This window comes from Streptomyces sp. JL2001, from assembly GCF_050917515.1.
Lineage (GTDB): Bacteria > Actinomycetota > Actinomycetes > Streptomycetales > Streptomycetaceae > Streptomyces.
In genome coordinates, this window is sequence record NZ_CP169421.1 from 7,141,288 (window position 1) to 7,165,950 (window position 24,663).

General features: G+C 73.5%; 19 protein-coding genes. 14 read left to right on the plus strand and 5 right to left on the minus strand.

Translation table 11 applies throughout. From position 1 onward, the window contains the following. The first annotated feature begins 147 nt into the window (after nucleotides 1-147). On the plus strand, nucleotides 148-1,254 hold the full coding sequence (locus ACE1OA_RS31895) for a calcium:proton antiporter (RefSeq protein WP_356606926.1): 1,107 nt from the start codon (nucleotides 148-150) through the stop codon (nucleotides 1,252-1,254). Here ACE1OA_RS31895 and ACE1OA_RS31900 read toward each other — a convergent pair. Continuing rightward, entirely contained in the window at nucleotides 1,244-3,655 is a 2,412-nt protein-coding gene (locus ACE1OA_RS31900; protein WP_432753778.1) for a penicillin acylase family protein, read from the minus strand. The two genes, ACE1OA_RS31895 and ACE1OA_RS31900, sit on opposite strands and share 11 nt — an antisense overlap. A 155-nt stretch (nucleotides 3,656-3,810) precedes the next feature. Here ACE1OA_RS31900 and ACE1OA_RS31905 point away from each other — a divergent pair, with 155 nt between their 5' ends. After that, the gene (locus tag ACE1OA_RS31905) at nucleotides 3,811-5,313 is read left to right on the plus strand and encodes a fatty acyl-CoA synthetase (RefSeq protein ID WP_432753779.1); all 1,503 of its coding nucleotides are present in this window, start codon (nucleotides 3,811-3,813) and stop codon (nucleotides 5,311-5,313) included. Between the two features lie 37 nt (nucleotides 5,314-5,350). Here the strand turns inward: ACE1OA_RS31905 and paaK are convergent, their stop codons facing one another. Then, nucleotides 5,351-6,640 (minus strand): phenylacetate--CoA ligase PaaK, encoded by a 1,290-nt coding sequence (paaK, locus tag ACE1OA_RS31910; protein WP_432753780.1) that lies wholly within the window; start codon nucleotides 6,638-6,640, stop codon nucleotides 5,351-5,353. 215 nt (nucleotides 6,641-6,855) lie between these two features. On the opposite strand from paaK, the gene ACE1OA_RS31915 reads away from it, so the two are divergent. Together ACE1OA_RS31915 and ACE1OA_RS31920 are read left to right on the plus strand one after the other, a co-directional pair. Then, the gene (locus tag ACE1OA_RS31915; RefSeq protein ID WP_432753781.1) at nucleotides 6,856-7,674 is read left to right on the plus strand and encodes a DUF4239 domain-containing protein; all 819 of its coding nucleotides are present in this window, start codon (nucleotides 6,856-6,858) and stop codon (nucleotides 7,672-7,674) included. A 40-nt stretch (nucleotides 7,675-7,714) separates the two neighbouring features. Then, complete coding sequence (locus ACE1OA_RS31920; protein ID WP_386544088.1) at nucleotides 7,715-8,566, plus strand: GNAT family N-acetyltransferase; 852 nt, start codon at nucleotides 7,715-7,717, stop codon at nucleotides 8,564-8,566. A 72-nt stretch (nucleotides 8,567-8,638) separates the two neighbouring features. Here the strand turns inward: ACE1OA_RS31920 and ACE1OA_RS31925 are convergent, their stop codons facing one another. Next, nucleotides 8,639-9,442: a pentapeptide repeat-containing protein gene (locus ACE1OA_RS31925; RefSeq protein WP_356606938.1), complete on the minus strand. Its 804-nt coding sequence runs from the start codon at nucleotides 9,440-9,442 to the stop codon at nucleotides 8,639-8,641. Between the two features lie 116 nt (nucleotides 9,443-9,558). Here ACE1OA_RS31925 and ACE1OA_RS31930 point away from each other — a divergent pair, with 116 nt between their 5' ends. Next, nucleotides 9,559-11,121, plus strand: coding sequence for an alpha/beta fold hydrolase (locus ACE1OA_RS31930; protein WP_432753782.1), 1,563 nt, complete (start codon nucleotides 9,559-9,561; stop codon nucleotides 11,119-11,121). 60 nt (nucleotides 11,122-11,181) lie between these two features. On the opposite strand, the gene ACE1OA_RS31935 is transcribed toward ACE1OA_RS31930, so the two are convergent. After that, nucleotides 11,182-12,804 (minus strand): acyl-CoA synthetase, encoded by a 1,623-nt coding sequence (locus tag ACE1OA_RS31935; RefSeq protein WP_356606942.1) that lies wholly within the window; start codon nucleotides 12,802-12,804, stop codon nucleotides 11,182-11,184. A 175-nt stretch (nucleotides 12,805-12,979) separates the two neighbouring features. Between ACE1OA_RS31935 and ACE1OA_RS31940 the strand changes: the two genes are divergently transcribed. The 9 genes from ACE1OA_RS31940 (at nucleotide 12,980) to ACE1OA_RS31980 (ending at nucleotide 22,250) form a co-directional block, all read left to right on the plus strand. Next, the gene (locus ACE1OA_RS31940; RefSeq protein ID WP_356780469.1) at nucleotides 12,980-13,780 is read left to right on the plus strand and encodes a crotonase/enoyl-CoA hydratase family protein; all 801 of its coding nucleotides are present in this window, start codon (nucleotides 12,980-12,982) and stop codon (nucleotides 13,778-13,780) included. A gap of 63 nt (nucleotides 13,781-13,843) precedes the next feature. Beyond that, the gene (locus ACE1OA_RS31945) at nucleotides 13,844-14,800 is read left to right on the plus strand and encodes a Zn-ribbon domain-containing OB-fold protein (protein WP_384870370.1); all 957 of its coding nucleotides are present in this window, start codon (nucleotides 13,844-13,846) and stop codon (nucleotides 14,798-14,800) included. Further along, nucleotides 14,797-15,855 carry a thiolase domain-containing protein gene (locus ACE1OA_RS31950; protein ID WP_432753783.1) on the plus strand — a complete coding sequence of 353 codons (1,059 nt, stop codon included), beginning with the start codon at nucleotides 14,797-14,799 and terminating at the stop codon, nucleotides 15,853-15,855. Before ACE1OA_RS31945 ends, ACE1OA_RS31950 begins: the two co-directional genes overlap by 4 nt. A gap of 147 nt (nucleotides 15,856-16,002) precedes the next feature. Next, entirely contained in the window at nucleotides 16,003-17,169 is a 1,167-nt protein-coding gene (locus ACE1OA_RS31955; RefSeq protein ID WP_384870368.1) for a thiolase domain-containing protein, read from the plus strand. A 77-nt stretch (nucleotides 17,170-17,246) separates the two neighbouring features. Continuing rightward, nucleotides 17,247-17,489 carry a DUF397 domain-containing protein gene (locus ACE1OA_RS31960; RefSeq protein WP_147975912.1) on the plus strand — a complete coding sequence of 81 codons (243 nt, stop codon included), beginning with the start codon at nucleotides 17,247-17,249 and terminating at the stop codon, nucleotides 17,487-17,489. Nucleotides 17,490-17,621: 132 nt separating this feature from the next. Then, entirely contained in the window at nucleotides 17,622-18,032 is a 411-nt protein-coding gene (locus ACE1OA_RS31965; protein WP_356780465.1) for an ACT domain-containing protein, read from the plus strand. Between the two features lie 492 nt (nucleotides 18,033-18,524). Next, nucleotides 18,525-21,302, plus strand: a complete 2,778-nt coding sequence (locus ACE1OA_RS31970) for an ATP-binding protein (protein WP_432754115.1) — start codon at nucleotides 18,525-18,527, stop codon at nucleotides 21,300-21,302. Nucleotides 21,303-21,369: 67 nt separating this feature from the next. After that, a complete protein-coding gene (locus ACE1OA_RS31975; RefSeq protein ID WP_356606956.1) occupies nucleotides 21,370-21,870 on the plus strand; it encodes a hypothetical protein in 501 nt (166 codons plus the stop codon). Nucleotides 21,871-21,884: 14 nt separating this feature from the next. Then, the gene (locus ACE1OA_RS31980) at nucleotides 21,885-22,250 is read left to right on the plus strand and encodes an RNA-binding S4 domain-containing protein (RefSeq protein WP_147975909.1); all 366 of its coding nucleotides are present in this window, start codon (nucleotides 21,885-21,887) and stop codon (nucleotides 22,248-22,250) included. A gap of 56 nt (nucleotides 22,251-22,306) precedes the next feature. On the opposite strand, the gene ACE1OA_RS31985 is transcribed toward ACE1OA_RS31980, so the two are convergent. Then, a complete protein-coding gene (locus tag ACE1OA_RS31985; protein WP_432753784.1) occupies nucleotides 22,307-24,505 on the minus strand; it encodes a terpene synthase family protein in 2,199 nt (732 codons plus the stop codon). Between the last annotated feature and the right edge of the window lie 158 nt (nucleotides 24,506-24,663).

Consider the following 24,663-nt stretch of genomic DNA (forward strand, 5'->3'; position numbering starts at 1 on the left):
CGGGGACCGGGCACCGCGGCCGGACCCGTCCCCGCACGACCGGCCCGGCCGGGGACGGCGACGAGGACACGAGGGTACGCGCGGCGGGACCGCGTCGCGTCCCCACGCTCCGGAGTCCGTTCGTCCGTTTATGGCAGGATAGTGATCATGAGTTCGAAAGCGGTGGGGCTGACACGGGAGTGGACGACCTGGGGACCGGTCGTGGCGGGGGTGGCCCTCGCGCTCGCCTGGGGACGCGGACTACCGGGTTTCGCCGTCGGCCTCATCGCGCTCTGCCTGATGGTCGCGGTCCTCGCCGCCGTCCATCACGCCGAGGTCATCGCCCACCGGGTCGGCGAGCCGTTCGGCTCGCTGGTCCTCGCCGTCGCGGTCACGGTCATCGAGGTCGGACTCATCGTCACCCTGATGGCGGGCGGCGGGGAGAAGACCGCCACCTACGCCCGCGACACCGTGTTCGCCGCGGTCATGATCACCTGTAACGGCATCGTCGGCCTCTCCCTTCTCGTCGGGGCCCTGCGCACCCGTGTCGCGGTCTTCCACGCCGAGGGATCCGGCGGCGCACTCGCCACCGTCTGCACCCTCGCCACGATGACGCTGGTGCTGCCCAGCTTCACGACGAGCCACCCCGGCCCCGAGTTCTCCAGCGACCAGCTGGCCTTCGCCGCCGTCGCCTCCCTCTGCCTGTACGGACTCTTCGTCGGCGTGCAGACCGTGCGGCACCGCGACTACTTCCTGCCCGTGCCGCAGGAAGGAACCCCCGCCCACGACCCCGAGGACGACCACGCCGATCCGCCGACGGACCGCCAGACCTGGACCAGCCTCGGCCTGCTCCTGCTCGCCCTCGTCGCCGTCGTCGGCAACGCCAAGATCATCTCGCCGACCATCGAGGACGGCGTCGAGTCGGCCGGGCTCCCCAACGCGGTCGTCGGCGTCGTCATCGCCCTGATGGTCCTGCTGCCCGAGACGCTCGCCGCCGTCCGTGCCGCCCGCCGCGACCGCATGCAGACCAGCCTGAACCTCGCCTACGGCTCCGCGATCGCCAGCATCGGCCTGACGATCCCGGCGATCGCCCTCGCCTCGATCTGGCTGTCCGGGCCCCTGATCCTGGGGCTGGGGGCCTTGCACATGGTCCTGCTCGTGCTCACCGCGGTGGTGAGCGCCCTGACCGTGGTGCCCGGACGAGCCACACTCCTCCAGGGCGGCGTCCATCTCGCGATCTTCGCCGCCTTCGTCTTCCTGTCGTTCAGCCCCTGACGAACACCACCCTCAGCTGCGGCGAGCGCAGGATGTCCTTCTCGCAGAACCGCGAGGTCACCCAGCGCTCGCCCGTGTACAGCTCCGTCTGGTCGCTGAAGTGCCGGGAGAGCGCGTTGGACGACTGGGAGTACGTCAGCAGGGTGCGGGCCACCGGGCAGCGGCCGCCGTCCCAGCCGACCGCCTGGACGTGGCTCGTGCCGTGCGCGACCTCCACGTAGCCGCCGCCCGCCGCGTTCCACACGGGCTCGGTCTTGTTCCAGATGCCGAGCGACTCGGTCCCGCCGCTCACCGGGATGCGCTTCCCGTTCCGCACCACGAACTGGTGGGCGCCGAGCGGCGCGTCCAACGGGATCCCGGCCGCCCGCAGCTCCGCGACCGCGTCGGCGAGCGCCTTGCCGAAGCCCGGCGCCGCCGTGTTCAGCGTGTTCGGCGTACGGACCGGGTCGGCCGCCGAGAACGGCACCTTCCACTGCTCGGCCGGCGGCACCGTGCCCGTGAACTTCCGCCAGAACCGGTCGAAGAGCAGTGCCCCCTCGCTGTCGGTGTTCACCGTCCGGTCCCAGGCGCCGATGACCCGGCAGGCCTCCTGGTCGCCGGGCAGTACCGTGGCGCAGGCCCGCGCCGTGTCGGCGGCGGCCAGGTCACCCGCCGGCGCCCGGTTGGCGAACTGCTGGGCCTGGAGGTCCGCCACCGTCAGCCGGCCCCGGGCCGCCATCGCCGCCACGTCCTCGATCCCGCCGCGGGTGCGCAGCGAGCGCGGGGTGCCGACGGTGCCGAAGATCCGCTCGTAGCCGGTGAGCGGCCGGTCGGCGTTGGTCAGCCACGCGCTGTCGTTGGAGTTCTCCACGTACGGCGCGTTGCGCAGGACCGGCATCTTCGACGGGCCGAAGACCCCGGGCTGCACCGCGTCCGGGTCCGAACCGAGCGCGCAGTCCGTCCGGGAACCGTCGAGGACCGCCACCCCGGACGCGGGGTAGGTCGCCCGGCCCAGAGGGGTGGAGCAGCGCTGGGCCAGCTCGTCGGTGACGCGGGGCAGCACCTGCGACTGGGTGAAGAGCGTGTTCCCGGCGGAATCCGCGGCGATCGTGTTCACCCAGGGCAGCCCCTGGGTGCGGCGCAGCGTGTCGACGAGGTCCTGCGTCGAGCGGGCCTTGCCGAAGCCGAGCGCCGTGTCCGAGCCGCGCAGGTTGGCCGCGTTGGGGTCGTTGAGCGCGTAGGCGGTCGTGGCCGTCCAGGGCAGGGGCAACTGGGCCCCGAGGCCGCTGACCACGGGTCCGTACCGGGTCCAGTACTGGGTCCGGGTGACGGGCGGTCCGTCCTTCACGGCCACGTTCACGGTCCGTCTGGTCATCTTCTCGGTCCGGCCGTCGACCAGGTAGGCGGTGGGGTCGGACGGGTCGAGAACCAGCTGGTGCAGGTTGAGCGTGACCCCGGTCGCGACGGTGTGGCTCCAGGCCACCTTGTCGTTGAAGCCGATGTTGACCACGGTGGTCCCCAGCAGCGAGGCGCCGGAGACGTTGAGCTCGCCGGGGATCGTCTGCTGCGACTGCCAGAACCGGCGCCCGCCCTGCCAGGGATAGTGCGGGTTGCCCAGCAGCAGGCCGCGCCCGTTCGCCGTCGTCCCGCCCTGGAAGGCGACCGCGTTGGAGCCCATGGTGGCGTTCTCGGCCGCGAACAGAGCCCGGGCCGCGGCGGCGGTGCGCGCGGGGTCGGGGGCACCGGCCGAGGCCGTGCCGCCCGCACCCGCGGGGCCGGCCGGCGCGGTGGCCGGCGGCTGCGCGGCGGTGATGCCGTCGACCCCGCGCCCCTGGCCGCCGAGGACGGAGACGGCGAAGCCGCGCCGGGCGACGTCCAGCTGGGTGACGGGCCGGACCCAGGCGGCGTCCTTGCAGGCGGGATCGGTGATCCTGTTCTGCTTCAGCCAGGCGTTGTAGCCGGCCGCCCAGCCTCGCATCAGCTCCTTGAGCTGCCGGCTCGGCCCGGCGGGGGCCGGCGTGCCGAGCAGGGCCTCGACGGTCCCGGCGTCCCGCACCCCGCGGAAGTACAGATCGCTGGAGAGGTTGCCGGTCGCGGAGGAGAGCGAGCCGTCCGGGGCGCCGCCCGCGCCGAACCAGCGGGACCGCTCGCCGTTCACGGTCAGGAACCCGTCCGCGAGCGTGCACACCTGGTCGGCGGCCTGCGCCCAGCCGGTACCGAAGCCGAGATCGGCGTAGTCCTTGGCGACGATGTGCGGAATGCCGTACTCGGTGTACCGGATGACGGCCGAGAGACCCCGGTCCGACGGGTGTGCGTGCCGGCCGGCGGAGTCGGCGACGGCGGAGGCCGGCAGCGACGCGGTCACGACGGCGAAGGCCGCGGCGGCGAGCGCGAGGTGTCTCAGGCGGGTGCGGACGTGCAAGATTCCTCCCAACGATCGTGCGGGGAAAGCGGGTTGGACCATGCACGCAGTCCGCGGCCGCCTTGTCAACATCCCGTTCGGTATCCGAGGTCCGGCGCCATGCGATGTCCTCCGGGTACTTGACCCGCCCCGCGGGACCCGCCCAGGATCACGCCATGGATCGACTCCTCACCCGCACCGTCGACGGCGTCCTGCGCGCGACCGCCCAGCGCACCCCCGGACGGATCGCCCTGCGGTACGCCGACCTGACCTGGACCTACGCGGAACTGGACGCCGCGGTCAGCACCGGCGCCGCCGTGCTGCGCGAGCGGTACGGGCTCGCGGAGGGGGACCGTGTCGCCACCTACGGACACAACTCCGACGCGTACCTCCTCGCGTTCCTCGCCTGCTCCCGCGCGGGCCTGGTCCACGTGCCGGTGAACCACAACCTCACGGGCGAGGACCTCGCCTACATCGTGCGCCAGTCGGGCAGCGCGCTGGTCCTCGCCGACCCGGGGATCGCGGACCGCGTGCCGGCCGGACCGGCCGTCCGGGAGCTGCGCGACACCGGGGACTCCTTCCTCGCGGCGCTCGCCGAGCCCCGGCCGTACGACGCCGAACGGGACGCCGGGGACTGCGTCCAGCTGCTCTACACCTCGGGCACGACGGCGCTGCCCAAGGGCGCGACGATGACGCACCGGGCGCTGGTCCACGAGTACGCGAGCGCCATCGACGCCCTCGACCTGCACGAGGACGACCGGCCGGTGCACGCGCTGCCGCTCTACCACTCGGCGCAGATGCACGTGTTCCTGCTGCCGTACCTCGCGGTCGGTGCCGAGAACATCCTCGTCGACGGCCCCGATCCCGCCGTCCTCTTCGACCTCGTCGAGGCGGGCCGGGCGGACAGCGTCTTCGCGCCGCCGACGGTCTGGATCGGCCTGTCCAACCATCCGGACTTCGCGAGCCGTGACCTGTCCGCGCTGCGCAAGGCGTACTACGGCGCGTCGATCATGCCGGTGCCGGTCCTGGAGCGGCTGCGCGGGCGCCTGCCCGGACTGCGCTTCTACAACTGCTTCGGACAGAGCGAGATCGGCCCGCTCGCCACCGTGCTCGGCCCCGACGAGCACGAGGGCCGGATGGACTCCTGCGGCCGCCCCGTGCGCTTCGTCGAGGCGAAGGTCGTCGACGAGGACGGCAAGGACGTGCCGGACGGAACCCCGGGCGAAGTCGTCTACCGCTCACCGCAGTTGTGCGAGGGCTACTGGGACAAGCCCGAGGAGACGAGGGAGGCCTTCCGTGACGGGTGGTTCCGCTCCGGCGACCTGGCGGTGCGTGACGCCGAGGGGTACTTCACGGTGGTCGACCGGGTGAAGGACGTCATCAACTCCGGGGGCGTGCTGGTCGCCTCGCGGCAGGTCGAGGACGCGCTCTACACCCATCCGGGCGTCGCGGAGGTGGCGGTCGTGGGCCTGCCGGACGAGCGCTGGATCGAGGCGGTGACGGCGGTCGTCGTCCCGCGCGACGGCGTCACCGAGGACGAACTCCTCGCCCACGCACGGGAGAAGCTCGCCCACTTCAAGGCCCCGAAGCGGATCGTGTTCGTGGACGGACTGCCCCGCAACGCGAGCGGCAAGATCCTCAAGCGCGAGCTGCGGGACCGCTTCGGCACGGGGGCGTGACGACCGGCCCTGTCCCGGGCCGGTCCCGGCGTGACGGTCAGACCGTGTCGCGCAGGTCCACCAGTCGCTTGATCTTGCCCACCGAGCGTTCCAGCGTCTCCGGGTCGACCACCTCGACGGTGACCGACACCCCGATCCCGTCCTTGCACGCCGCCGCGATCGCCCGGGCCGCCTCCGCGCGCTGGTCGGGTGTCGCCTCGCGGCGGGCCTCGGCCCGCACCGTGAGGGCGTCGAGCCTGCCCTCCCGGGTCAGCCGGAGCTGGAAGTGCGGGGCCACTCCCGCCGTACGCAGCACGATCTCCTCGATCTGGGTGGGGAAGAGGTTCACCCCGCGCAGGATGATCATGTCGTCGCTGCGGCCGGTCACCTTCTCCATCCGCCGGAACACCCGGGCCGTACCCGGCAGCAGGCGGGTCAGGTCCCGCGTGCGGTAGCGGATCACCGGCATGGCCTCCTTGGTGAGCGAGGTGAAGATCAGCTCGCCCTCCTCGCCGTCGGGCAGGACCTCGCCGGTGAACGGATCCACCACCTCGGGCAGGAAGTGGTCCTCCCAGACGTGCAGTCCGTCCTTCGTCTCCACGCACTCCTGGGCGACGCCCGGGCCCATCACCTCCGACAGCCCGTAGATGTCGACCGCGTCGATGGCGAAGCGCTCCTCGATCTCGCGCCGCATCTCCTCCGTCCACGGCTCGGCGCCGAAGATGCCCACCTTGAGGGAGGTGGACCGCGGATCGACGCCCTGGCGCTCGAACTCGTCGAGCAGGGTGAGCATGTACGAGGGCGTGACCATGATGATCTCGGGCCGGAAGTCCTGGATGAGCTGGACCTGACGGGAGGTCATGCCGCCGGACGCGGGGATGACCGTGCAGCCGAGCCGCTCCGCGCCGTAGTGCGCGCCGAGCCCGCCCGTGAACAGGCCGTATCCGTAGGCCACATGGACCTTGTGGCCGGGGCGCCCGCCGGCCGCCCTGATCGAGCGGGCGACCACGTCGGCCCAGGTGTCCAGATCGCGGTCGGTGTAGCCGACGACCGTCGGGCGCCCGGTGGTGCCGCTGGAGGCGTGGATGCGGCGGATCCTGGACTCGTCGACGGCGAACATGCCGAAGGGGTACTGGTCGCGCAGATCCGCCTTCACGGTGAAGGGGAAGCGGGCGAGGTCGGCCGGCGAGCGGCAGTCGTCGGGGTGGACGCCCGCCTTGTCGAAGGACCGCCGGTAGAAGTCCACGTTCTCGTACGCGTGGTGCAGCGTCGCCCGCAGCCGCTCCAGCTGGAGGGCCTCCAGCTCCGCGCGCCCGAGCCGCTCGCCACTGTCCAGCAGGTCCGTCATGTGCCGTCCACTCCCGCCCCGGCCCCAAAACGGGCGACCGATCATTCGGTAGATGTGTCCGGGCCAGTAAATCCATCCGTACCCCGCCCCTGGCAAGAGGTCGGGGCGGATTTTCCGCCACCACTCGTACAGGGGTCGCTCCTTCGGGGTGTTCCCGCCCGGAAAGCCCTGGTGACGGGCGTCGCGCCGGTCACGGGCCCCTACCCTCGGTGAGCGTGATCCTCTGGCTGCTCAACCACCTCGACACCTTCGCCCTCGCCGTCCTGATCGTCGGCGGCACCGTCGGCCTCTCCCTCCTCGGCAGCGTCCTGGTGCGGCGCCGGCATCCGAAGATCGCCGACGGCGAGCACAACGACATGGTGAGCGTGGTCCTCGGGATGTTCGGCGCGATCTACGGCATCATCCTCGCCTTCGTGATCGTCACGCTGTGGACCCAGATGGAGAGCACCCAGAACGTGGTCGCCGCCGAGGCCACCGACATCGCCCTGATCGTCCGCGACGCCCGCGCCTTTCCCGCCGAGGACCGGGACCGCGTGCACGCCGCGGCCGGCGGCTACGTCCACACCGTGGTCGAGGTGCAGTGGCCGCTCATGCGCGACGGCGTGGCGGACTACCGCGTCACGGGCGGCAAGCTCGACGATCTCTACACGGCGCTCCAGTCCTTCGAGCCGAGGACCGAGTCCGAGAAGACCTTCTACGCGGAGGCCGCCGCCCGCCTCGACGACGTGGCCGGCGAACGCCGGGCCCGGCTCACCATGGCCGGCCAGCAGCTCCCCCCGCTCCTGCAGGTCCTGGCCGTCGGCGGGGCACTGGTCATCATCCCGCTGACCTTCCTCTACGGGATGCGCAGCCGCCGCATGCAACTGCTCTTCGTCGGCGCCGTGGCCGCCCTGATCGGCTTCAGCCTCCTCCTCGTCGTCGTGCTCGACCGGCCGTTCGCCGGCGAGCTCAGCGTGAGCCCGGCGCCGTACAAGGAGGGCGCCCTGGCCCAGTTCTGGGAGCCGGGGCCCGAGACCCCGACCGCCCGCAGGTAATCCGATTGCGGCGCCCGGCGGGTGGTGGTGGAGTGCCCGCATGGACCACCCCCACCTGCCCGGCCCCGCCGCCCGCCACGCCCCGCCGGAGCACCCGGAGGGCACCGCCCACGCGGCGACGCTCGCCTCGTTCGACCGCGGCCTTCGCCGGGAGGCACGGCCCGACGGCCCCGGCTGCCGCGTCGAGCGCACCGGCCGGGTGGTCCGCCAGACCGGCCCACGGCACGCGTGGAACGGCATCCTCTGGTCCGGCCTCGACGCGACGAACGCCGACGCGGCCATCGCCGATCAGATCCGCCACTACGACGCCCTCGGACTGGACTTCGAGTGGAAGGCGTACGGGCACGACGGCCCCGCCGACCTGCCCGCGCGGCTCCTCGCGGCCGGATTCACCGCGGAGGACGAGGAGACCCTCATGGTCGCGGAGGCGGCCACGCTGCCCCGGAGGATCGACCTGCCCGCGGGTGTGCAGCTCGTCCCGGTCACCGACGCGGCCGGGGTCCGGCTGGTGACCGAGGTCCACGAACGGGCCTTCGGCACGGACAGCGCGCACATCGGACGCCAGCTCCTCGACCGGCTCGCGAGCGCGCCCGACGATGTGGCCGCGGTCCTCGCCATGGCCGGCGACGAGCCGGTCAGCGCGGCCCGGCTGGAGCTGTACCCGGGCACGGACTTCGCCGGCCTGTGGGGCGGAGGCACGGTCGCGTCCTGGCGGGGCCGCGGCCTCTACCGGGCGCTGGTCGCCTACCGGGCGGGCATCGCCGCGTCGCGCGGACACCGCTACGTCCAGGTCGACGCCGCCGACACCAGCCGCCCCATCCTCCTGCGCCTGGGCTTCACACCCCTGACGACCACGACGCCCTACGTCCACACGCCGGCGACCGTCCGGTAGCCGGCGTCCGCGGGGGGTACGCCGGGAGCCCGGCATCTCCGGGCGGCCGACGTTCCGGGTGGAGGGCAGGTCCTACCGGGTCCAGTGCGCGGGACGTTCGACGCCCGCGGGCAGGCGCGTGGAGCCGTCGCCGCGCGCCGCGTTCAGCTGCGGCTGGGTGACGAAGAGCGCGTCGGTCAGGTCCGCGCCCGAGAGGTCGGCGTCCCGGAGGTCCGCGCCGATCAGATCGGCCAGGGTCAGGTCGGCGCCGGAGAGGTCCGCCGCGATCAGCAGCGCCCCGCGCAGCTCGGCGCCGCGCAGCTTCGCCCCGCGCAGCCGGGCACCGATCAGGTCGGCGTTCCGGTGGCTCCTGGTCCTGCCGCCCACCGCCGCCCGCGCCAGGGTGCTCGCCCGTGCCAGCAGCGGATGCACCTCGGCCCGCACCGCCGCCGTTCCCGTCTTCTCCAGCGCTTCCGCCGAACCCTCGGTCAGTGCCTCGACCCGGGCCACGGCCCGCCGCAGCTCGTCATGGAGCGGGCGGGCGGCCGGCAGCGCCAGGGCCTGGCCGAGTTGATGAAGCATCTCGTGGAGCCCGCGCATCACGAGGAACACGTCGAACATCAGCCCCGCGCTCTCGGGCGCCGCACGCCACGAGACACCGCCGAAGGTCACCTGAGAGACCTTCTGACCCGCCCCGAAGCAGTCGAACACCGTGCAGCCTGGGAACCCGCTCGACCGCAGCTTCGTGTGGATGCCGCAGCGGAAGTCGTCCCGGAGGTTGCGGCACGGCTCCCCGGGGGCCTTGTTCACCGCGAAGTCGGCGGACTTCGCGAAGGGGGGTGCGACGCAGCACAGCCCGAAGCAGTTCGCGCAGTCGCCCCGGAGGGTGTCGGACATGGTGGTGCGTTCCTTCGCGGGTCGGGGGAGGACTCCCCACCGTATCCCGGGGCCCGCGTACGTCGGCGGCGAATTTCGCTTGCGAAGATCAGCGAGCGGCGCCGAGGATCGGGCCCATGCCGCAGTTCACCACGTACGACGGAACCCGACTCTCCTACCGCGAGAAGGGAGAGGGGGAACCGCTCGTCGTCCTCCCCGGCGGCCCCATGCGCGACGCCGACTACCTCGGCGACCTCGGCGGGCTGAGCGGGTACCGCCGGCTCATCGTGCTCGACCTCCGCGGCACCGGCCACAGTGCCGAGCCGGCCGACCCCGCCACCTACCGCTGCGACCGCCAGGTGGCCGACGTCGAGGCCCTGCGCGCCCACCTCGGGCTGGAGCGCATGGACCTCCTCGGCCACTCCGCCGCCGGCAACCTCGCCACCCTGTACGCGGCCGCGCACCCCGAGCGGGTGAGCGCGCTCGTGCTGGTCACTCCCGGCGTGCGCGCCGTGGGCATCGAGATCGGCGACGCCGAGTGGGACGAGGCCGTGGAGGTGCACGCCGACCAGCCCTGGTACGCGTCGGCGCGCGCGGCCTTGGACGCGCTCGGCCCCGACACCCCGCTGCCCGAGGTGATGGAGATCGTCGCGCCGTTCTCCTACGGACGGTGGGACGAGGCCGCGCGGGCGCACGCGGCCGGACGGGAGGCGCACTGGGAGGCCGCGGAGCTGTACTTCGCGCCCGGCGCCTTCGACCCCGCGGCGACCCGGGCGGCCCTGGCCGCCGTCACGGCGCCCGTCCTGATCCTGGCGGGGGAGTGGGACGGAGGCCCGACGCCGGCGCGCGCGGCCGAACTCGCTGCCCTCTTCCCGCATGCCGAGCTCGTGGTGCAGCCCGGCGCCGGGCACTTCCCGTGGGTGGACGACGCCGGCGCCTTCGCCCGTCCGATCGCTGCCTTCCTCGACCCCGACGTGCGGACCGTCACCGTCGACGGGGTCCGTCTCGCGTACCGGGTGCGGGGTCCGGAGGACGCGCCTCCGGTCGTCCTGGTCCACGGCCGCGGCGCATCCGGCGCCGACTGGTCCGAGATCGCCGAGGCGCTGTCCGAGGACCGCCGGGTGTACGCCGTGGACCTGCGCGGACACGGGCTCAGCGACTGGCCCGGCCGGTACGGCTTCGACGTGTTCCGCGACGAGCTGCGTGGTTTCCTGACGGTCCTGGGCCTGACCGGCGCCGACGTCGTCGGCCACTCGATGGGCGGAGCCGCGGCCCTCCTCCTGGCCGCCGCCGAGCCCGGACTGGTCGGCCGGCTCGTCCTGGAGGAGGCCCCGGCCTTCGTCCCGCTCGACCCGCCGCGCGGCCGGGTGCCCCGCCCCGAGGGTCCGCTCGGACTCGACTGGGGAGTGGTGCACGCGACCGACGCCCAGCTCGACGCGCCGGACCCCGCCTGGCGTGCGGGCTGTGCGGCGATCGCCGCCCCCACGCTGCTGCTCGGCGGGGGCCGGGACAGCCATCTCCCGCAGGAGCAGCTGTCGTCGCTGGCCGGCCTGATTCCCGACTGCCGCCTCGTCACCGTCGAGACCGGCCACCTGATCCACGCGTCGCGGCCGGAGACCTTCCTCGCGGCCCTGCGCGACTTCGGGATCGGCTCCACCGCCTCCCCGGACCGCCCGGCCGCGGCGGTACCGAGCGGCTGAGCACGTTCCGGGGCGGACCGGCGTGCGGGATCCGCTCCCGCGCGCCGGCGTCCGGCCGGTCTACGCGCCGGCGTCCTCCGCCGCCACCGACCGTGCCCAGCGGTAGTCCGCCTTGCCGCTGGGCGAGCGCTGGATGCGGTCGGTGAGCACCAGCTGGCGCGGCACCTTGTACCCGGCGAGCCGGGTACGGCAGTGGTCCTGCACCGACGCCAGATCCAAGGCGGCCGCGCCCGGCCGCAGTTGGACCACGGCGGCGACGTGGTTGCCCCACGTCGCGTCCGGGACCCCGGCGACCAGCGCGTCGTACACGTCCGGATGGGACTTGAGCGCCTGCTCGACCTCCTCCGGGTAGACCTTCTCGCCCCCGGTGTTGATGCACTGCGAGCCCCGGCCGAGCACGGTGACGATGCCCTGCTCGTCGACCGTCGCCATGTCGCCGAGCAGCACCCAGCGCTCGCCGTCCTTCCGGAAGAAGGTCTCGGCGGTCTTCGCGGAGTCGTTGTAGTAGCCGAGCGGGACGTGGCCGCGCTGCGCCAGCCGCCCCGGCTCGCCCACCCGCACCGGCTCGTACGTGACCGGGTCGACCACCCGCGTCCGCTCGTTCACCTCCAGCCGGAAGCCCTTCTCGGGCCCGGAGTCGTCCGTCGCCTTGCCGTTGGAACCGGATTCCGAGGAGCCGAAGTTGTTCAGCAGGAGCACGTTCGGGACGAGCGCCTGGAACTGGGCGCGGACCGTCTCCGACATGATCGCGCCGGAGGAGGAGACGCTGAACAGCGACGAGAGGTCCGTCCCCCGGAGCGGGCCGTGGAGCGCGTCCACCAGGGGCCGCAGCATCGCGTCGCCCACCAGGGACACGCTGGACACCTTCTCCTTCTCGATGGTGCGCAGCACCTCCTCGGGCACGTACTTGCGGTGGACGACCACCCGCTGCCCGTAGTTGAAGGCGATGAACGAGGTGAGCGTGGACGTGCCGTGCATCAGCGGGGGAGTCGGGAAGAAGGTGATGCCCGAGCCGCCCGCCGCGACCCGCTCGGCCAGTTCCTCGGGCCGTTTGACCGGCTCGCCCGCCGGGTCGCCGCCGAACAGCCCCGCGAAGAACAGGTCCTCCTGACGCCACATGACGCCCTTGGGCATCCCCGTCGTGCCGCCGGTGTAGATGATGAAGAGGTCGTCCGCGCTGCGCCCGGCGAAGCCCCGTTCCGCCGAACCCGCCGCCTCGGCGTCCGGGAAGGCCGTGCAGTCGAGGGCCGGCGCTCCCTCGGGCGGGGTCCCCACCCGCACGAGGTGCCGCAGCTTCTCCGTCTGCGGCAGCGCGGCCGCGACCCGCTCGGTGAACTCGGCGTCGAAGACGAGTGCCGCGAGGTCGGCGTCCCGGTAGAGGTAGACGAGCTCCTCCTCCACGTAGCGGTAGTTCACGTTCACCGGCACGATCCGGGCCTTGAGGCAGGCCAGGACGGTCTGCAGGTACTCGATCCCGTTGTAGAGGTGCAGCCCCAGGTGCTCGCCGGGCCGGATCCCGGAGTCGAGGAGGTGGTGGGCCACGCGGTTCGCGGCGGCGTCCAGCTCCGCGTAGCTGAGCCGGCGTTCGGCTCCCGTGCCGGGGTGGTCGACGTACACGAGCGCCTCGCGGTCGGGGACCACGTCGACGACCGACTCGAACAGGTCGGCAAGGTTGTACTCCACCGTTCCTCCTGACCTCGTGACCGCCCGGGCCCGCACGGGCCAGGCGGTCATTAGAGCGCCGCCGGACAGAGGTGGGAAGGGTTCGCGCAGAAGAATCTGACTGGGTGTCAGAAAACTATTGAACTGCGACCGCGCCTCCTGCAACCTGTTCCAGTCTGGAGACGGGAGGACGTCCATGGGTGGCACCGAACACCTGACCGTGCGGCGCGAAGGCGCCACGCTCGTGCTCACACTCGACCGGCCGGAGGCCAAGAACGCGCTCTCACTTCCCATGCTGGTGGGGCTGTACGACGGCTGGCTGGAGGCCGATGCCGACGACACGATCCGCTCCGTCGTCCTGACCGGCGCGGGAGGCTCCTTCTGCGCCGGAATGGACCTCAAGGCGCTGGCGGGCAAGGGGATGGAGGGCGAGCGGTACCGGGACCGGATGAAGGCCGATCCCGACCTGCACTGGAAGGCGATGCTGCGCCACCACCGCCCCCGCAAGCCGGTCATCGCGGCCGTCGAGGGCCACTGCGTCGCCGGCGGCACCGAGATCCTCCAGGGAACCGACATCCGCGTCGCGGGCACCTCCGCCACGTTCGGGCTGTTCGAGGTCAGGCGGGGGCTGTTCCCGATCGGCGGCTCCACGGTCCGGCTGCCCCGCCAGATCGCCCGCACCCACGCCCTCGAGATGCTGCTCACCGGCCGCCCCTACAGCGCCGCGGAGGCCGCCGCGATCGGCCTCGTCGGCCGGGTCGTGCCCGACGGCACCACCCTGGACGCCGCCCTCGCGATCGCCGAGCAGATCAACGCGTGCGGGCCGCTCGCCGTCGAGGCGGTCAAGGCGTCCGTGTACGAGACCGCCGAGATGACCGAGACCGACGGCCTCGCGGCCGAACTGAAGCGCGGCTGGCCCGTCTTCGACACGGCGGACGCCAAGGAGGGCGCCCGCGCCTTCGCGGAGAAGCGCCCGCCGGTCTACCGCCGCGAGTGACGGGCCGGCCGCAGGCGCCGCCGCCCCGACCGCACGCCGACACCCGAAGAAGGAGCCCGCCCCATGACAGCCGCCCCCGAGACACTGCGCGCCCCGCTCGTCGTCGAGTTCCCGTTCACCCGGTCCCTCGGGCCCGTCCAGTCCGCCTTCCTGACCGGACTGCGCGAGCGGACCGTCCTCGGGGTGCGGACCGGGAACGGGCGCGTGCTCGTCCCGCCCGTCGAGTACGACCCCGAGACGGCCGACGAACTGCACGACCTCGTCGAGGTCGACGCCACCGGAACCGTCACCACCTGGGCCTGGAACCCCGAACCCCGCACCGGCCAGCCCCTACCGACCCCCTTCGCCTGGGTCCTCGTCCGGCTCGACGGCGCCGACACCGCCCTGCTGCACGCCCTCGACGCCCCCGGACCCGAGGAGGTCCGCACCGGCATGCGCGTCCGGATCCGCTGGGCCGCCGAACGGACCGGCGCCATCACCGACATCGCCTGCTTCGAACCGCACGACGGCGCGCCCACGGCCCGGCCGCCCCGCGCACACGACGGCGACTTCGCCGACCCCGTCACCGGCATCGTCGCGCCCGCCCGACTCGACTACACCTACAGCCCCGGCCGCGCCCAGACCGCCTACCTCCACGCGCTCGCCGGACAGCGGACCGTCGGCGAGCGCTGCCCCTCCTGCGCCAAGGTGTACGTCCCGCCCCGCGGCGCCTGCCCCACCTGCGGCGTCGCCACCACCGACCGCGTCGAGGTCGGTCCCCGCGGCACCGTCACCACCTACTGCATCGTCAACATCAAGGCGAAGAACCTCGACATCGAAGTCCCCTACGTCTACGCCCACATCGCCCTCGACGGCGCCGGCCTCGCCCTCCACGGCCGGATCGGCGGCATCCCCTACGACCAGGTCCGGATGGGCCTGCGCGTCGAACCCGTGTGGAGCGAGGGCGGGCGCTACCCGGACCACTACCGCCCCTGCGGCGAGCCCGACGCCGACTACGACACGTACAAGGAGCTGCTGTGACGCCGGACCGAGAGGTGGCGATCGTCGCCTTCGCCCAGACCGACCACCTGCGCCGCACGGACGAGCTCTCCGAGGTCGAGATGGTCATGCCCGTGCTGCACGACGTGCTGCGCAGCACCGGACTGAAGACCTCCGACATCGGCTTCACCTGCTCCGGCTCCTCCGACTACCTCGCCGGCCGTGCCTTCTCCTTCACCATGGCCCTCGACGGCGTCGGCGCCTGGCCGCCCATCTCCGAGTCCCACGTCGAGACCGACGGCGCCTGGGCGCTGTACGAGGCATGGGTGAAGCTGCTGACCGGGGAGGCCGACACCGCCCTCGTCTACTCCTACGGCAAGTCGTCGCCCGGCTCCGTACGCGACGTCCTCACCCGGCAGCTCGACCCGTACTACCTCGCCCCGCTCTGGCCCGACGCCGTCGCCCTCGCCGCGCTCCAGGCACAGGCGCTCATCGACGCGGGCGACACCGACGAGCCCGCCCTCGCCGGCATCGCCGCCCGCAGCCGCCAGGACGCCACCGCGAACCCGCACGCCCAGGTGCCCGGCGCGCGGCCGCAGGGCGACTACCTCGTCCGCCCGCTGCGCACCGGCGACTGCCCGCCCGTCGGGGACGGCGCCGCCGCCGTCGTCCTGGCCGCCGGGGACCGCGCCCGCGAACTGTGCGCCCGGCCCGCCTGGATCCGGGGCATGGACCACCGCATCGAAGCCCACGCGCTCGGCGTGCGCGACCTCACCGACTCGCCCTCCACCCGCCTCGCCGCCGAGCGCGCCGGCGTCTTCGAACGGCCCGTGGACACCGCCGAACTGCACGCTCCGTACACCTCCCAGGAGGTCGTGCTGCGCAAGGTCCTCGAGCTCGACGAGACGGTGAGGGCCAACCCGTCCGGCGGAGCGCTCGCCGCCAACCCGATCATGGCCGCCGGGCTCATCCGGATCGGCGAGGCCGCCGCCCGCATCCACCGCGGGGCCTCCGACCGCGCGCTGGCCCACGCCACCTCCGGACCCTGCCTGCAGCAGAACCTGGTCGCCGTCCTGGAAGGGGACCCCGCCTCGTGAGCCACGCACGCCCGGCCGCGGGCCGCGGCCGCACACCGATCCGGCACCTCCGCGCCGTACGGCCCCCGACGGGCGGCCTGCACGCCGTCCGGCCGGAGGCGGGGGAAGCGCCCCGGCGCCCGGTCCGGGCAACAACAAGGAGGCAAGGTGTCTAAGGAACCCGTGGCCGTCGTCGGGATCGGCCAGACCAAGCACGTCGCCGCACGCCAGGACGTCTCGATCGCCGGCCTCGTCCGCGAGGCCGCCCTGCGCGCCCTCGCCGACGCCGAGCTGACCTGGGCAGACATCGACGCCGTCGTCATCGGCAAGGCCCCCGACTTCTTCGAGGGCGTGATGATGCCGGAGCTCTACCTCGCCGACGCCCTCGGCGCCGTCGGCAAACCGATGCTCCGCGTCCACACGGCGGGCTCGGTCGGCGGGTCGACGGCGCTGGTCGCCGCCAACCTGGTCGCCGCGCGCGTCCACCGCACCGTCCTCACCCTCGCCTTCGAGAAACAGTCCGAATCCAACGCCATGTGGGGGCTGTCCCTGCCGGTCCCGTTCCAGCAGCCGCTGCTCGCCGGTGCGGGCGGTTTCTTCGCCCCGCACGTCCGGGCCTACATGCGGCGCACCGGAGCTCCCGACACCGTCGGCTCCCTCGTCGCGTACAAGGACCGCCGCAACGCGCTGAAGAACCCGTACGCGCACCTCCACGAGCACGACATCACCCTGGAGAAGGTCCAGGCCTCGCCGATGCTCTGGGACCCGATCCGCTACTCCGAGACCTGCCCGTCGTCCGACGGCGCCTGCGCCATGGTCCTCACCGACCGGGCGGGTGCGGAGCGCGCGCCGGCGCCGGCGGCCTGGGTGCACGGCGGCGCGATGCGCAGCGAGCCCACCCTCTTCGCGGGCAAGGACTTCGTCTCGCCGCAGGCCGGCAAGGACTGCGCCGCCGACGTCTACCGCCAGGCCGGCGTCACCGACCCGAGGCGCCAGATCGACGCCGTCGAGATGTACGTGCCCTTCTCCTGGTACGAACCGATGTGGCTGGAGAACCTCGGCTTCGCGGACGAGGGCGAGGGCTGGAAGCTGACCGAGGCCGGCGTGACCGAACTCGACGGGGACCTGCCGGTGAACCCCTCGGGCGGGGTCCTCTCCACCAACCCCATCGGCGCGTCCGGGATGATCCGGTTCGCCGAGGCGGCGCTCCAGGTGCGGGGGCAGGCGGGCGAACACCAGGTGGACGGCGCGCGCAGGGCGCTCGGACACGCGTACGGAGGGGGCGCGCAGTTCTTCTCGATGTGGCTGGTCGGCGACCGGCCACCCACCGCATGAGGTCTGTCGGCACCCCGTGCCCCTCGCTAGGCTGGGCCCCGGACGACGACCAGGCGGGATGCGGGAGGAGCACGGACGTGTCGGAGAGCACCACCACCCAGCAGGCCTTCGCGGGCTGGGACAAGCCGGATCTCGACCTCAGCCGGGCCGACTGGCAGTCGGGCAGCCGGGGCGCGGGAGACGTCCAGATCGCCTTCGTCGAGGGCTTCATCGCGATGCGCAACGGCGGGCGGCCCGAAGCCCCGTCGCTGATCTTCACGCCGGCCGAGTGGCGGGCGTTCGTCGTCAACGCCCGTGAGGGCGAGTTCGACCTGACCTGACCCGGCCGGCCTGCCCCGGGCAGGCGGTCGGCGCGGTGAGCTCACGGGGGAAGAGGCGGCCGTCCTCTTCCCCCGTACGCGTCGGCGGGCCGACCCGCCGGGGATGACGGGACGGTCCCTAGGCTGACGGCCATGAGCGCAGAACGTGACCTGAGCCGGCTGCTGGCCGGGATGAGCCCGGAACTCGATCCCGGACGCTACGTCTTCACCACCGTCCCCGGACCCGTCCCGCCGGGGATCACCCCGCTCGTCACCGTCACCGAGCCCGAGGGGCTCACCCTGGTCCTGCGCCAGGAGGACGCCGACCGGGCCGCCCTCCCCTACGACTACGTGGCCGGCTGGATCACCCTGCGGGTCCACTCCGCCCTCGACGCCGTCGGACTGACCGCCGCCGTCTCCCGCGCACTCGCCGAAGCCGGTCTGAGCTGCAACGTCGTGGCCGGATACCACCACGATCACCTCTTCGTCGAACACGAGCGCGCGGAGGGGGCGTTGGCCGTGCTGCGGGCTCTGTCGACACGTTCCGCCGGGTCTGCCGATTGACGGTCACAAGGAGTGCCTCCGGGCGTACGCTGGGCTTTTCGCGGGGCCTGTCGGCCCGGCCGCACTCGTCCGCGCGCCGGGCGCGCGCCCCCGGTGTGGGGGTGGAACGTGGAGCGACACAGCGGCAGGACCGGCCGCGGCAGAATCGGTCTCTTCGAGCGCGAGGCGGAACTCGCCGCGGCCGAGGAGGCATTGAACCAACTCACCGGTCTGGGTGCGGCCGAGGTGCCCTGGCCGCGCGGACCCGAGCGGGTTCCCGATGAACGGACGCCCGATGAACGGACCCCGCCGCCCCGTGAGGCGGCGGTCCGCAGGCAGCCCCCGGGCACCCATCCGGCCGGCCGCCGGCCGAGCGGCCCGGCCCTGCACGTCGTCGGCGGCCCGGAGCCGGACCGCGCCGAGGCCGAGCCGGTCCTCCCCGCCCCGCCCGGGCGCGGCCTCCCGCAGGGCGACCGTCCGCAGGCACGGGGCGACGCCGCCCCGGCGCCCCGTATCCCGCGCGGCGGCGTACTCGCCTACGCGGCCCCCGCCGGGCTCGGCAAGACGACCCTGCTCGCCGAGATCCGCCGGCGCGCCGCCGCCAAGGGCTGCACCGTGCTGTCCGCGCGCGGCGGGGACCAGGAGCAGCAGGTCGCCTTCCACGTCGCCCGCCAGCTCCTGCAGCCCCAGCTCGCCGTCGCCTCCGACACCGAACTCCGCCGCCAGCTGGGCAGTTGGTACGACATCGTGGGACCCGCCCTCGGCCTGTGCACCGCGGTCGCCGGCGCCCCGCCCGACCCGCAGGGCCTGCGCGACGGCCTGGACTGGGTCCTCACCCACCTCGCCGTCCGGCGCGCCCCGCTCGTCGTGGTCGTCGACGACGCCCACTGGGCCGACCCCGAGTCCCTCGGCTGGCTCTCCGCCTTCGCACCGCGCTCCGAGGAGCTCCCCATGCTCCTCGTCGTCGCCTACCGGCCCGACGAACTCCCGGACACGGGAGAGGAGTTCACCGGCAGGCGATCCGGACAGCGCCCCCTCGGACTCGAACCCCTGACCTCCGGCGCCATCGCCGACCTGGTCCGCGACCTCGTCGGCGACCACGCCGACGACGCCTTCTGCCGCGAGTACTGGACCGTCACCTCCGGCAACCCCTTCGAGGCCGTCGAGCTCGCCGCCAAGATCCGCGGTCTGGGCCTCGCCCCCACCGCCGACGGCGCCCACGAGCTGCGCGACCTCGCCGCCGCGGTCAAGGGCAGCGGCCTCATCGCCCGGCTCGAACGCCTCGGCACCTCCACCGTCCGGCTCGCCTGGGCCTGCGCCGTCCTGGGCACCGAGATCTCCCCGCAGCTCGCCGGCGCCGTCGCCGGTCTCGGCGACGAGGCCGTCGCCGACTGCGCGGAACACCTCCGCGAGGCCCGTATCCTCGCCGGCACCGAGACCCTCGAGTTCGTCCACCCGCTGATCGCCACCTCCGTGTACAAGGCGATCCCCGCCGCCACCCGTGTCGCCCTGCACGGGCAGGCCGCCTGGTGCGTGGTCGACGCCGGCCTCGGACCCACCGCCGCCGCCCGGCACCTCCTGGAGACCCACCCCGAGGGCGACCCCTGGGTGGTCAAGGAGCTGCGCGCCGCCGCCCGCGAGACCCTCCGCGCCGGAGCTCCCGACGCGGCCCGCCGCTACCTCGCCCGCGCCCTGCGCGAACCCCCCTCCCACGACGAGCGGGCCGCGGTCCTCTTCGAGCTCGGCAGCGCCTCACTGCTCACCGAGCCCGCCACCACCGTCAACCACCTGCGCGCCGCCCTGGAGGAGCCCGTCTCCGACCCGGCGCTGCGCCACGGCATCGTCTACCGCCTCTCCCAGGTCCTCGCCCACAGCGACCGCCTCGTCGAGGCCTCCGAGCTCCTCGCCCGGGAGTCCCGGCTCACCACCGACGCCCGCAGCCGGCTGCGCATGCAGTCCGAGAAGTTCATGTGGGACGCCTTCCGCGCCGACGAACCCGACTCCCCGGCCCGCTCCCGCCGGCTGGCCCGGCTCGCCGACCGGCTCACCGGCCGCGACCTCACCGAGCGGTACGTCATCGGCCTGCGCGCCTGGGACGCGACCCTGCGCGCCGAGCCCTCGGCCGTCGCCGTCGGCCACGCCGAACGCGCCTTGGAAGGCGGCCTGAGCTGGGCCGACGAGAGCCGCGGTTTCGAGGTCCCGGTCCTGGTCGCGCTGACGTACCTCTACGCCGACCGCCCGGGCCGGGCCGAGGAGCTCTTCGCGGCGGGCACCGCCGAGTTCGAGCGCCAGGGCTGGCGCGGCGCGCACCTCTCGTTCGCCTACACCCTGCTCGGGTACATCCGCTACCGACGCGGCCGGCTCGTCGAGGCCGAGGACTTCGTCCGGGCGGGACTGCGCCTGGCCGAACGCGTCGGACCGCGCACCCCCGCCCACTGGTACGCCGTCGGGGTCATGATCGAGGTGCTGCTGGCCCGCGGCCGGGTCCGGGAGGCCGAGCAGGTCTCCCGTACGCACGACTTCGGCGAGCCCTTCCCCGCCGCCGTCACCTTCCCCGACTCCCAGACCGTCCACGCCGAACTCCTCCTCGCCCTGGGCCGCACCGACGAGGCCGCTGCCGAGCTGGCGTCGGTCGGACGCCGCCTCGACCCGCGCGGCATGCGCAACCCCGCATGGTGCCCCTGGCAGCTCCACCTCGCCCTCGCCGAGGTCCGGGACACCCCCGACCGGGCCCGCGACACCGCCCTGGACGCCGTCGACCGCGCCCGCCAGTACGGTGCGCCCTCCGCGATCGGCCAGGCGCTCCGCGTCACCGCCGAGGTGATGGGCGGCAGCGAGCGGGTCAAGCTGCTGGAGGAGTCCGTCGACTGGCTGGAGCGCTCACCCGCCGCGTACGAGCTGGCCCGCTCCCTGGTCGCCCTGGGTGCGGCCCTGCGCCGGGGCGGCCGGACGAGGGAGGCCGCCGAGTACCTCTACCGCGGTCTGGAGGCGGCCCAGACGTGCGGCGCCGACGGCCTCGGCGAGGAGGCGAGGGCCGAGCTGGCCGCCGCCGGACTCCGGCCGCGCACCCTCCGCCCCGCCGGCACCGACACCCTCACCGCGCGTGAGCGCGCCGCCGCCGATCTCACCGTCCGTGGCGAGGACGCGGCGGTCGCCCTCGGCACCGACAACGCCACCGTCACACTGCTGCTCTCCGCCGTCTACCGCAAGCTCGGCACCGATCGGGCGGGCCTCGCGCAGGCCCTGCGGCACACCGGCCGGGAGCCCCGCGAGAGCGCCCCGCCCGCCTGACCGACGAGCCGCCACGGGACCCGCCCCGGCGCGCTGCACACGGCGTCGGGGCACGTACCATGGCCGTATGTCCTTCCTCCGCCGCCGCAGCCCCGCCACTCCCGCGGGCCCGGACTTCGACGTCCTGGCCATGGACCCGGGCGACTGGCCCGGGAACCTCGGCGCAGGTCTGCTGCCCGCCCCCGACGGGACCTGCCAGGGCGTGTTCCTGCGCTACGACCTGTTCGGCGGCCGGGGCCCCGCGATGATCATCGGCAACCTCCCGGAGGGCTCCCCGGCGCGCGAGCTCGCCGACGGCCAGATCCCGTTCGAGGTCGCCCAGCTCCTCGCCGCCCTGGAGAACGACGAGCCGGTCGAGGTCCTCGACACCGAGGACATGCCGGTCATGCAGGGGGACAACCTGCTGATCGTGCGCCGCCTCAAGCTCTCCGAGAGCCGGATCTCCTGCGTGCAGTTCGACCGCAGCGACAACGTCCTCGTGACGATCGCCAGTTGGGACCGCCCGATCACGGACGACCTGTACGCGCTGCTCAAGCCCCTGCCCGCCGAGCTGTTCCAGCAGGGCTGACGGGAGCGGGGCCGATGAGCGCGCGCGTCGACAGCTGGATCTGGGCCGTACGCCTCACCAAGACCCGCTCCCAGGCCGCCGCGGCCTGCCGGGCGGGCCACGTCAAGGTGAACGGCGACCGGGCCAAGCCCGCCCAGCCCGTGAAACCGGGCGACGAGGTCAGGCTCTTCCACGGCGGCCGCGAGCGGATCGTCGAGGTCAAGGAACTGCACACCAAGCGGGTCGGACCGCCGGTGGCCGTCGAGGCGTACGTCGACAACAGCCCGCCCCCGCCGCCGCGCGAGCACGTGGCCGTCGCCGCGGTCCGCGACCGGGGCACCGGCCGGCCGACCAAGCGCGACCGCCGCGAACTCGACCAGCTCCGCGGCCACCGTCCCTGACGTCCCCTCCGGGACCCGGCGGCCGCCCCCGGTCGCCGCGGGGGCGGCCGCCGCGGTCACCGCGCGGCGGAGCCGAGCAGGGCCGCCAGCCGGGCCGCCGAGGTGCCGATCCCCGTGGGCCCCCGGCGCAGCAGCGCCGTACCACCGCCCGCGTGGACGTCGCCCTCCGCGTAACGGCGCACGCTCCGGTGCCAGTTGAGGACTCCGGCCAGCCAGTCCTCCAGCTCGCGCAGATACGCCTCGAACGCCGCCCGGCCCTTCGCGTCCAGGCCGAAGTCCTCGTACAACAAGGGGACTTCGTGCCTCTTCACATGCTCGAACTGCCGCAGCCGGCCGCGCATCAGGTCGTCGACCATCGCCACGGCCGTCGGGTAGTCGCAGTCGAAGAACTTCTGGAGCACCAGCACACCGTTGTGCACCTCGCCCTCCACCTCGATCTCCTTCTGATAGGAGAACAGGTCGTTGAGGAGGGCGGCGTAGTCCGCGGCGGAGTTCTCCAGCCGGGTGACGGTCCCGGTGCGGTAGACCGCCGGAGGCAGCGCGTCGGCCTGCCGCAACCGGCAGAGCAGCATCGTCAGGTCGGAGCCGAAGGTCCGGCGGCGCATCTCGATGTAGTCCACCGGATCGGGGACCCGGTGCTGCGCCTGGTTGTGCAGCTCCCACAGCCAGCTGTCGAGCATGAGGTCGATCGCGTCGCGCAGCTTGCCGCGGGCCTCGTGGTGCAGGGGGCCGGCCGTGCGGGCCCACAGGTCGGCGAGCGCCCGCTCCATCGGGCTCACGGCGAGCCCCGGTCCGGTCGCCGGCTCCTGCACCGGCATGCAGGTCTTGAGCCGCTCGGTGCACTGCCTGGCACCGGCCAGATCACGCGGCCGCCCGAAGACGAGCGGGTAGTAGTCGTCGCCGTAGGTGCCCCAGGTCAGCCACTCCGCGCTGAGCTCCAGCTCCTCCAGGGTGGCGTCCGGATCCAGACCCGCCGAGCAGAGCGCGAAGTCGAAGCCCTCCAGCATCGGCCGGTCCCAGACGTCCTCCAACAGCCCCATGCGCTCGGCCCAGTCCACCGAGCGCCGCAGCGCCTCCCGGTGGTGCGGGCTGAGTGACAGGGGGTAGGGCAGGTCGAATGCGGGCAGCAGCGAGGCGCCGACCTGCTGGTGCGGCACGTGGGTGTGGGCGCGCAGCCGGGCGGCGGCCGGCCGGCCGAACAGCGTCCGGACGTCGAGCGCCGAGGTGCCGAGCACCCCGTCGAGCCGTGAAGGGCCGGTCCCCACGCCCTCGTTCATGTACCGGCTGGACCGCAGGTGCCACTCGTGGCCGCCGGACTGCCAGTCCTGGAGCCCCTTGGCGTACGCCGCCACGGCAGCACACTCCGCCGGGTTCAGCCCCTTCTCCAGACAGAGCCCGGGCACCTCGGTGAGCGCCGTGTTCTCGAACTGCTGCAACCGTGACGTCAGCAGGTCGTTGACCGCCTCGGCCGCCTCCTGCGTGGTGCAGCCGAGGAACCGCTCCAGGACGAGGACGCCGTTGCTGTTCTCCCCTTCGTCCTCCACCTCCCGCTGGTACGAGAAGAGGTCGTTGCGGAGGTGGACGGCGTCCGAGAAGGCGTCCCGCAGGACGAGCAGGGGCCGGCTGCCGGCCACCTGCTCGGGGACCTCGGCGCCGGCCGCGTACTCGACGAGCCCGGCGGACCAGGGGGCACCGCCCACCTTGCGCCGCATCTCGATGTACTCGACGGGGTTGGCGACGCGCCCCTCGTTGATGTTGTCGAGCTCCCAGAGGGACTCGTACAGCAGCGCCTCGGTGGCCTCGGCGAACCGTTCCCGCCAGGCCGGCGACATGGCCGGCACCGTGCGCCGCCACAGGTCCGTGAGTCCGGCCTCGACCGGGTTCGTCGGCTCGGGCACGGCCGTCGCCGGGTCGCTCGGCATGAACAGCGGCAGCCGGTCCAGGTACGCCTTGCCGCCGGGTCGGTCCTGGGCGCGCTTGAAGACCTCCAGGAAGTGGTCGTCGAAGAAGAAGACCCACGTGTACCAGTCGGTGACCAGCGACAACGCCTCGGCGTCGCAGTCCGGGTGGGTGTAGGAACACAGCAGGGCGTAGTCGTGCGACTCGAGGTCGTGCGCCTCCCAGACGCCGGAGCCCTCCAGCATCCCCATCGTCCGTGCCCACTCCCGGGTGTGCGAACGGGCTACCTCCACATGGGGGTTGAGCCGCGCCGGATACGGGACGTAGAAATCCGGCAGAACGAAGGGCTGAGCCATGCGTGCGGGGCCTTTCCGGTGAGCGCGGTCGAGCGGGGCGGATGCCCGCCCAGCATTACCCGTCGCCCGTACGGCGCACGCCGTCCCGAGGTTAGTCATATGAACGGCGGAGGGTGCCGGCGAACCCACGGTCCGCCGGCACCCCCCGCCGCTCCGCG